Below are 8,906 nucleotides of genomic sequence, written 5' to 3' on the forward strand. Positions count from 1 at the left end.
AAATGGGGGAGGTTTACTGATAGCGTTTTGATTTTAATCTGACGAAGATGGGTAAATAGTCATTTTCCTTTTTTGAAATATATGATTTGATTTTTTTTTCTAAATCAACATTTATTTTTTTTTTATATTTTTCAATCATTGTATCACTATGAAATTAAATAAAGTTCAGATGTTTATATATCTTCCTTCAATTTTTTATCATTAATAGTTATGGAATAATAATCATTAGTATTATTCAGTTGTGATTAATTTGACTTGATTATGGCTCCGAGTGTTTTTAAAAGGCTATCGATCTAAGCCAATACAAGAAATTTACAGGGATTAAGGAGTTTATAGGAATTTATTGAATTTGTAGGCGGTTTTATCAAGTTTACCACTGGCTTAGTTCATTAAATATAGGACACCACCTGATATTTACCCACTCAATGTTAAAGAATGCCAAAAAAAAGTAAAAAGAAAAGTGACTGACCCTATCCCCTTTCAGCAAGATCTTTTGTAAACCACTCTTCAACATTGTCCTCATAGAACAGCTTTAAAAGATCATCATCCAGGTTAGAAGGCTGGATCTTGATCATCCAGGCTTCCCCATATGGGTCTTCAGCCAGCAGTCCAAGGTTGTCCTCGACATCACTATTGACCTCGATCACGGTCCCGGATACAGGCATTTGCAGACCTCCTACCCATTTAGCAGACTCCAGAGATCCGAACGCCTCTCCAGCCTCGAATTCATCATCTTCCAGAGGAAGGTCAAGAAACTCAATCTCACCCGCAGCAGTTCCACCGTAAGCATCGATCCCTGAGGTCACAGTACCATCATCTTCTACCCTGGCCCAGGTATGTTCTTTAGTATAATACAATTCATCTGGTAATTCATACCCTTCAATTTCCACCATAAACAAACCTCTTCAATTTTTACTAATATGTTATTTAGTTACTTTCAATATAGTAATCTTTGCGGTTACCTAATCTTTCTACATTCAGTATGGCACAGTCCCATTTTCCAGTTATTTTTTAGACACCGATTTTAGGCAAAATCAGTGTCAATCAGTGTTCATCTGTGTCTGAAATATAAAAAGACACAGATTTCACGGATTTACACAGATTTGTAGTCGCATCTGATATATTAGTTGGAATTACTGGATTTTGGAATAGTGCCTTCAGTATCCTGCATATCTTTCCCGTTCTTTCTTAATCAGATCACCAAAGAACGTGCATGCTGCCCCAACATCCATCAAAGCTTCACGATCTATCTCGCCCCTGACCTTTACCATCCATATCTTATACGGGTCCTCATTGATCTTATTTGGCTTATCCCACAATTCATCATTGACCTCATCCACCACACAATCAAAAGGCAGTGATATCTGGCTTACCGCTTTAATTGTCTCGTATGCGATTAGCAGATCATGGGCTTTGACATTCTCACCCTCATCAGGCAGGTCGATATGCACGATCTCCTTTGAAAGGCTTTGTCCAAGCTGGGTAACACCAATAGTAACAGGATTACCTTCCAATATCCATACATGGTTCTTTTGATATAATCTATCATCAGGGAACTCAAAATCTTCAACCATCATTTTATTTTCACCTCAGGATCATTTAATAAATTTAACTTGATATCCACACAATCTCCCACATCAAAAAGTTTCTCCCCGTACTTCAATGGGATCAATTTGATAGTAGGCTCACAAAACGATAATGAAAATCCTAATGCCCGGCAGTTCACCGGTTTTTCAGTGGAGAGACTTGCCGTCACATACTTTGCAGATATCATGAATCGATTACCTACTGATTTCAAATAGGGAACAGGCACATCCATCCCGACTAGTCCGAAATAATCAATAGCATCCCAGTCCCCTAAAGGTATAATCCCATCCAGTAAACCTCCTCCCAGCTCATATCCTTTTACCCCATCTCCCTGATAATCCCCTTTCAATAAGGCAAACCTTTCATCACAAAATTCTACCCTGCATTTTATATTAGATTCCATGGAAAAATCGGACCCGGAAAAGCTGAATTTTGTCAATAATGGGTTGTCGTTGCTGGCGCGGATATAATCACCAACATCCCGTACTTCCACATGCAGCGGTGGTTCGTTCCAGAAATAGAAATACCCGTTTTTGATCAATATCCCCAAAGGATCACCAACATCCACAGTATCTCCCACATCAACAACTGGTTTACTATGCAGTATCTTGACCACACTGTCATCCTGTCGTATGGCAATAATATATTCCATAAAATCCCGGTCTTTGAACGGCGTGGGTGACAGATATTCCCTGATATCTATCACTTCTCCTTTAACTGGTGAAGGAGCTATATCCCCAAAAGTACCACCTGAATAAATGTCAACAGCACTTAATGTAGTATGGGCAGCAAAAGGGCTTTTCAAAAAAGCGAATTTACCTATTTTTGGACAAAATATATCAACGCCTCTGGCGGTTGCCACAGGTCTCATGGACATAGCTGTCAACTTACTCCTCCATAAGAGCAGCAGTTTTTTTCAACCTCAACAATATCAAGACCAATTTCGCCTGCTGTCTGGTAACACTGCCTTGAAGGTACAGCCACCCTATCCACACCAGATAACAATGCGTACTCATCAAGTTCTGAGCGGTATTTGCCTCCCGGTCTTACACAGCTTAAAGAAATGGGTGTTTTCGGGAACATCTGCCGTGCATAGGTGATCACCCGGATCACATCCTTATGGTCTGGTTTTGGTATATTTTCATATTCAGTACCATCAGTGGGTATAAAAACCACTATCACCACCACTTCAGGGTCATACTTTTTCACCAGTTCCAGGGCGTTGAACTCACCGTCCAGTTCCCCTCCCTGCAGCCCCACGATAATATGGGGTGCCAGTCTAATATTGAAATTGGAAAGATGGGCCAGGGTCCAGTCGTAATGTACAGGCGTTCTCTCCAGGCCATAAACTTCTTTAATGGTCTTCTCACTCCCAATAACATCAACCAATGCCATATCAAGCCCATATGACTTCAATTCCGATGCCTGCTGCCTGTTCAAGATCCCGGTATGGGCACTGAGCAAAAGATCGTACCTTTCCTTGATCGATCTGATCATATCTGCCTGTTCATAGGTGGGTACTGAGCCATCCTGCCTGCTCCCGCCGGACAATAGCATTCCCTTCTCCCCCCTACCTGAAAAATCTGCGGCAATGTTCTCCAGGCTATTGGAGCTGGCATCAACCATGTGTTTCAGGTAATGGGAAGAGCAGTGTTTGCATTCAAGATCACAATTAGTACCAGTAACTGAAACTGGAGTAAATGGCTGTGGGAAAAATCGTACTGTATTTGAGAAGTTCTCGTACCTTATGTCAAAGGCAGATATCATGTCTTCTTTTAACTCCTCATCCACCCCCTCCAGGCTAAGGATTCGTTCAAAAACCTGTTGAATATCAAATGCCATTATTTACCTCCAGTTGAGCTTTTATCCTGGTTATTTCAGATCCCTCGACTGGTCCGGGATAATTGTATACCATCGCATGGGTCTCGGTGGCATATGGACGGTTGCAGTGGGAACACCCGGTTGTCATGAAAGCCTCTCCACTTGAGATCACTGCTTCCATACCAGGTCCATCCAATCCGAAATCCATTATTATCCCGTTGTTAAATTTCATATTTTCAAAGCTGACCAGATCCTCCCGTATCAGATATAATGCCAGCTGTACCCGCCTGTAATGTCCGATGTCAGGTTCTGTATCCACCCACCTGGTACCCGGAAGCCGTGTATATGCGAACAGGGCAGAGCCAATACCACCTTTGTGAAACCGTCCTGCCAGCTCAATAGCATCCTCATCTGTCTCACCCAATCCTATTATGATATGCGTGCCCACATTAGTGAAGATCCTGACTGCTCTTTTAAGTCCGTCAATATGATTGTCCCATGTAAAAGGACCTCCTGCACCCGCACCTTTTATCCTGTCAAACAACTCGGGAGTAGCCGCATCCAGGGGGATGACCAGCTGCTCCACACCCAAACCATTCAGCTCATTATACTTTGCATCCTCCAATGGAAATACAGATAATGAGATCGGGATGCTGCAGGTTTTTATAATCTCCCGTACCAGGTATGTGGTATCATTCCACATCCCGGGATACATGGCAGTCTGGATGCAGGCCCTGTGCAGGTATCCTTTCTCAAATGCAATGCCCAGCCTCCTGACTACCTCATCCAGGTCAGCCGGCATGTACTGGCCCCTGGCAATGTGTTTTAATTCTCCTTTTGATTCTTTTGCCTGGGAACAGAATAAACAGTTCGCACGACAGTGCTCATTAGTATATATCTGCAGATACGCAGTAGTGGGAGGGGCATCCATTATCATAAGCTCCATACCCAGTACTGCCAGGGTTCCCAGTGATGCCCTGACTTTCTTCATGAGACCACTCCTGGTATGCGGGTATTTTTTGAAGGGGGCAGCCCGCAGCATGTACCGTAATATTCCATCACGTAACCGTGGTTTGCACCGTATCTCACTGCATATTGTGTGGGAATGGCAATATTCTCAACCCCGCTCTCTATAGCCAGGTGGTCGATGAGCTCACGGTCCCTGCCTGATGAACGGGCACATCCCAGTGTGATGGGACTTTGTGGGAACATCTCTACTGCTTCAGTGATCACTCTGGCAAAATCAATAGGGTCCGGTTTTATTTCAGAGAACTCAGTACCGGCAACAGGCATTAGACCTGTAATAACTACAGTACTAACCTTGTGGCCTTTGATCATTTCAAGGGCATGGAGCTCTCCTTTCATTCTACCACCGTCCAGTCCGACACAAATATGCGGGAACAACATGATATCTGCATTTGAAAGAGCATCCAGGCTTGACATATAATCATTCTCATCAACATCTAAACCGTAAACCCGTTTTGCAGTCCCCATATCACCCACCACATCGAATCCGATCCCATCAAGTCCTGAATCTTTAAGAACATAAGCTTCTTCAGGAGTTATAAAACCCGTGTGTGCGATCACTGTCAGGTCGGTTGTATCCTTGATGGTTTTAATAGCATCGGACATGTTTGTTACCGGTACTTTTCCGGACGAGTTACAGCCCCCTGTTACCAATATCCCTTTTGCGCCTTTACCATCCAGTTTTTTTGCTGTGTCTATCAAAGTATCAGGGTTCATACATGAGATGAGGCGCTCCAGCAGTTTCCCTCCACAGTGTTTGCAGTTAAGACCGCACTGGCTTCCGGTTATTGAGATCGAAGGGAACATCTCAGAAGTGATATAGAAATTCAGCCGTTTGCCTGACCTGGTTGTGGTCAAAGCTCTGGCTGCCTGCATTCGCTTCCTTAATCCGGGGTCCACAACTAATCCCAGGTCGAACTCTTTAACTTTCCAGTCCCCCGTTATCTCTTATAGGTCCATTCATCAGAATGGTATTTGGGCAGCAGTTCCCGGGCCATAGCTTCCTCCTGCTCAGAGGGTACTGTTTCCACCAATTTCACGCCAAACCGTTTTTCGAAATTCTTCCTGATCTTCTGCTTGACCACGTTCATGTCTTCCTTGTAACCCAGTTCCTTATCCATCCAGGTCATACCCTGTTCAATTGACTCGATCTGCTTATCCATGAACTTCTCTTTCGGGATATTCAGGATGCGAAGCATTTCCTTGATATCAAAGTCCAGTAACAATGTACCGTGCTGCAGGGTCCTGTTGTCCAGTCTGGTCATGGCATTGCCAGATATCTTCTTGTTGTCCACAACCACGTCATTGATGGGCCGAAACGCTGCATTCAGTCCGTATTCTTCCAGCGTATCAATTAGTATGCCCAGGATATGTTTGTACGATCCCACAATGTCCAGCGGGAACTTGATCTCATCAACAGTCCCGAATACACCATAATTGATCTGTCTGTTCAGATCGTCAGAAAATGCAATACCGCCGCCGCTTGTACGTCTCACAATCGTATAATCTTCACACTGTTCAAGATCAAGTTCAACAGCAGCTTTCTGGAAATACCCCAGTATGATGGATCTGGTCGGGTCCCAGAATATCAGGGTATTGCCTTCATCACAGCGGTGTATGGCCTCGTTCATGGCCATCATATACCGTATGTCCTGTTTACCGAAGTCGATAACTCTCCATTCTTCCATTTATTTCCCTCCAATGGCCTGCATAATTGATATAGTAAAATCTTCAGGTGTGGTGCCTGGAGATTGAATACCTTCTGATTCATATATTTCCCTTACAGCTGACAATACAGCTTCTTCAGTAGCGGCCGTACCATTCAACCGTGCTAGGATCAGATCAATTGCGTCTTCAGGGAACATGAAAAAATCCCCTGAAAAACTGATATCAGATATCAAACCATTATTCACTTTCAGGAATGAGCGGATAATGCCGCCTTTGGATTTATGGATGCCTTTCAAATAATCTTCTAAAACCATTTCCTTTTCTCTCCCGGGTTTCTTGATAGATTAATTATTTTTTTTCCTTTTGTCGTTTTTTCCTTTTGTCGTCCATACGATATGTCCAGTCCCTGGATTTGTAGAGTGCGGTTAATTCGTATGCAATATTTATTTCTGCTTCAGATACCTGACCATCATACGTTCTAATACACAGTGCCTCCTCAAACCCAGCACGCAGTGCCTGCTTTATTTCTTCCGGGTCAGGCAATTCCATCAGGTCAGACAGGCTGATCATGCCCTGCCTTGCAGTTTTAACATGGGGTCTCAGGTTCTTAGCGGGATGTTTTAATACTAGATCCATTTTCTCAAAATCGAAATCCAGCAAAAGACTGCCATTGACCATAACTGAACCATCAAAACGGCCCTGTGCATTACCTGAAATCTTACGATCCCCTACAAACACTCCATTTCGAGTCTGGTCAAATTCCCCTTCCAATCCCAGGATCTTTAATGCCGAAACCACACCTGATAACACTTTTTTGTAAGCCCCCTGTACATTGGCAGGTATAATCCCGGTGGACTTCCCTATTACAGCAAATAATATCTGGTCGCTGTCACAGTATCCACATCCTCCTCCCAGGATCCTGCGGATCATATCTACATTATTGGCCTGGCAGTATGCTTCATGGACCTCATCTTCGACATACTGGTGATAACCCAGATACAGTGCAGGATTGGTTACCCGCCAGAACAGGATGGTTTCATCACTTGTGCCGGACCCCACATGTCGTCCAATCGAATGGAAAAGAGCAGTACTATATGCACCATCTACCTTGTCCACATCAATGAACCGCCACATGAAACCTTTCTCCTGCAACCTAAAAGGATACTGTTAATAAAAAGATTTTGTTTGCATGGAAAATAAATACTGTAATAAAAGGTTGCCCGGATAGGAACCAATTAAGGAGGCAATTCCTTATGTGCTGCCTGATGCATGGTCATCACATATGCACAGGCATCACGTTTTTTTGAACTGGATCTCTATCCGGGATGTGTATCTATATACCACAATCGTGTAAATGGCATATAGATGTCACAATCCCTGCAGTAACACTTCCCTATCAGCCAAAACTGTGCGTATCAGGTAAGTGGCTTATCGGGTGAGCACTACCGGGATTAATGACTTTGATACTGGTTTGTATATTACAATACACTCAGATATTTGTCCATCTCGTATGGAGTTACCTGGATCCTGTAATCGTCCCATTCCCTGTTCTTGATATCAATGAAGCGATAAAAGACATGGTCACCGAGGGCTCTCCTGACCAGTTCGCTCTGTTCAGTAGCATCAATGGCTTCCTTAAGGTTTGCAGGCAATGACTTGATCCCGTTAGATTTCATGTCCTTTTGGTCCATGGCGAAGATGTTCTTCTCCACAGGTTCAGGGATTTCATAACCTTTCTCGATACCTTCAAGACCAGCAGCCAGCATCACAGAGAATGCCAGGTACGGGTTGCATGCAGGGTCAGGACAGCGCAGTTCCATCCTGGTGGCTAGTTCTTTACCAGGTTTATACATGGGAACCCTCACAAGGGCACTTCGGTTGCGGTTAGCCCATGCAATATAGACCGGTGCTTCGTATCCTGGGACCAGCCGCTTGTAACTGTTGACTGTTTGTGCCAGGACTGAAGTCATCTCGTATGCGTGTTTCAGGATACCTGCGATATAACTTTTCCCGATGCCAGAGAGGCTATATTGATCATCGGCGTCATAGAAAGCATTGGTGCTGCCTTTAAAAAGACTCTGATGGACATGCATTCCGCTACCGTTCTCCCCGAAGATGGGTTTTGGCATGAAGGAGGCATACAGGTCGTTCTGCTGTGCGATCTCCTTGACCACCAGTTTGTATGTCATATTGTCATCTGCCATCTGCAAAGCATCATTATACCTTAGGTCGATCTCATGCTGGCTCGGGGCCACTTCATGGTGGCTGTATTCCACTTTTATTCCCATGTTTTCCAGTGCAAGCACGGTCTGTCTTCTCAGGTCCGTGGCCAGGTCCAGCGGGGTCAGGTCAAAATAACCTCCTCTGTCTATGATCTCCGGTGCCAGTGAAGATTTGAAATAGAAATATTCCAGTTCAGGACCCACAAAGAGTTTAAATCCCTTGTCCTCGGCACGCTTCAGGTTTCGCTTGAGTACATATCTGGGATCGCCTTCAAATGGGCTTCCGCCCGGGTTTAAGACATCCACGAACATCCTTGCTGTTGCTTTCTCCTGGGGTCTCCATGGCAGTATCTTGAATGTGCTGGGGTCAGGCATGCCGACCATGTCGCTTTCTTCAATATCGCGATATCCCATTATAGATGAACCATCGAATCCCATACCTTCATCAAGAGCAGTTTCCAGCTCTTCTTTGGTTATGGCAAAACTCTTCATAGTTCCAAGGATATCGGTGAACCATAACCTGATGAACTTTACATCTTTTTCTTCAACAATCTGTAATACTTCTTCCTTTGTTGTCATCGC

General features: G+C 44.0%; 10 protein-coding genes. All 10 read right to left on the reverse strand.

Annotated features, from left to right (window positions below; translation table 11 throughout):
• Positions 1–470 precede the first annotated feature (470 nt).
• The 10 genes from IBX40_08265 to IBX40_08310 all read right to left on the reverse strand — a co-directional run bounded on the left by IBX40_08265 (position 471) and on the right by IBX40_08310 (position 8,903).
• Positions 471–893: a glycine cleavage system protein H gene (locus IBX40_08265; GenBank protein ID MBE0524308.1), complete on the reverse strand. Its 423-nt coding sequence runs from the start codon at positions 891–893 to the stop codon at positions 471–473.
• Positions 894–1,157: 264 nt separating this feature from the next.
• Complete coding sequence (locus IBX40_08270; GenBank protein ID MBE0524309.1) at positions 1,158–1,577, reverse strand: glycine cleavage system protein H; 420 nt, start codon at positions 1,575–1,577, stop codon at positions 1,158–1,160.
• The gene (locus IBX40_08275; protein MBE0524310.1) at positions 1,574–2,473 is read right to left on the reverse strand and encodes a hypothetical protein; all 900 of its coding nucleotides are present in this window, start codon (positions 2,471–2,473) and stop codon (positions 1,574–1,576) included. Before IBX40_08275 ends, IBX40_08270 begins: the two co-directional genes overlap by 4 nt.
• Complete coding sequence (locus IBX40_08280) at positions 2,470–3,429, reverse strand: hypothetical protein (protein MBE0524311.1); 960 nt, start codon at positions 3,427–3,429, stop codon at positions 2,470–2,472. The genes IBX40_08275 and IBX40_08280 overlap by 4 nt, the downstream gene beginning before the upstream one ends.
• Positions 3,419–4,399 (reverse strand): radical SAM protein, encoded by a 981-nt coding sequence (locus IBX40_08285; GenBank protein MBE0524312.1) that lies wholly within the window; start codon positions 4,397–4,399, stop codon positions 3,419–3,421. Before IBX40_08285 ends, IBX40_08280 begins: the two co-directional genes overlap by 11 nt.
• A complete protein-coding gene (locus IBX40_08290) occupies positions 4,396–5,334 on the reverse strand; it encodes a hypothetical protein (protein ID MBE0524313.1) in 939 nt (312 codons plus the stop codon). Before IBX40_08290 ends, IBX40_08285 begins: the two co-directional genes overlap by 4 nt.
• 41 nt (positions 5,335–5,375) lie before the next feature.
• Positions 5,376–6,122 (reverse strand): lipoate--protein ligase family protein, encoded by a 747-nt coding sequence (locus IBX40_08295; protein ID MBE0524314.1) that lies wholly within the window; start codon positions 6,120–6,122, stop codon positions 5,376–5,378.
• Positions 6,123–6,416 (reverse strand): lipoate--protein ligase family protein, encoded by a 294-nt coding sequence (locus IBX40_08300; protein ID MBE0524315.1) that lies wholly within the window; start codon positions 6,414–6,416, stop codon positions 6,123–6,125. It lies immediately after the preceding gene.
• A gap of 34 nt (positions 6,417–6,450) precedes the next feature.
• Entirely contained in the window at positions 6,451–7,236 is a 786-nt protein-coding gene (locus tag IBX40_08305) for a lipoate--protein ligase family protein (protein ID MBE0524316.1), read from the reverse strand.
• A gap of 344 nt (positions 7,237–7,580) precedes the next feature.
• Positions 7,581–8,903: a glutamine synthetase gene (locus IBX40_08310; GenBank protein MBE0524317.1), complete on the reverse strand. Its 1,323-nt coding sequence runs from the start codon at positions 8,901–8,903 to the stop codon at positions 7,581–7,583.
• Positions 8,904–8,906: the final 3 nt, after the last annotated feature.

This window comes from Methanosarcinales archaeon, assembly GCA_014859725.1.
Lineage (GTDB): Archaea > Halobacteriota > Methanosarcinia > Methanosarcinales > Methanocomedenaceae > Kmv04.

Excerpts from the sequence above, each read along its gene's own strand:
- IBX40_08270 (MBE0524309.1), bottom strand. The coding sequence starts at position 1,577 with ATGATGGTTGAAGATTTTGAGTTCCCTGATGATAGATTATATCAAAAG.
- IBX40_08285 (MBE0524312.1), bottom strand. The coding sequence starts at position 4,399 with ATGAAGAAAGTCAGGGCATCACTGGGAACCCTGGCAGTACTGGGTATG.
- IBX40_08300 (MBE0524315.1), bottom strand. The coding sequence starts at position 6,416 with ATGGTTTTAGAAGATTATTTGAAAGGCATCCATAAATCCAAAGGCGGC.
- IBX40_08265 (MBE0524308.1), bottom strand. The coding sequence starts at position 893 with ATGGTGGAAATTGAAGGGTATGAATTACCAGATGAATTGTATTATACT.
- IBX40_08280 (MBE0524311.1), bottom strand. The coding sequence starts at position 3,429 with ATGGCATTTGATATTCAACAGGTTTTTGAACGAATCCTTAGCCTGGAG.
- IBX40_08305 (MBE0524316.1), bottom strand. The coding sequence starts at position 7,236 with ATGTGGCGGTTCATTGATGTGGACAAGGTAGATGGTGCATATAGTACT.
- IBX40_08295 (MBE0524314.1), bottom strand. The coding sequence starts at position 6,122 with ATGGAAGAATGGAGAGTTATCGACTTCGGTAAACAGGACATACGGTAT.
- IBX40_08310 (MBE0524317.1), bottom strand. The coding sequence starts at position 8,903 with ATGACAACAAAGGAAGAAGTATTACAGATTGTTGAAGAAAAAGATGTA.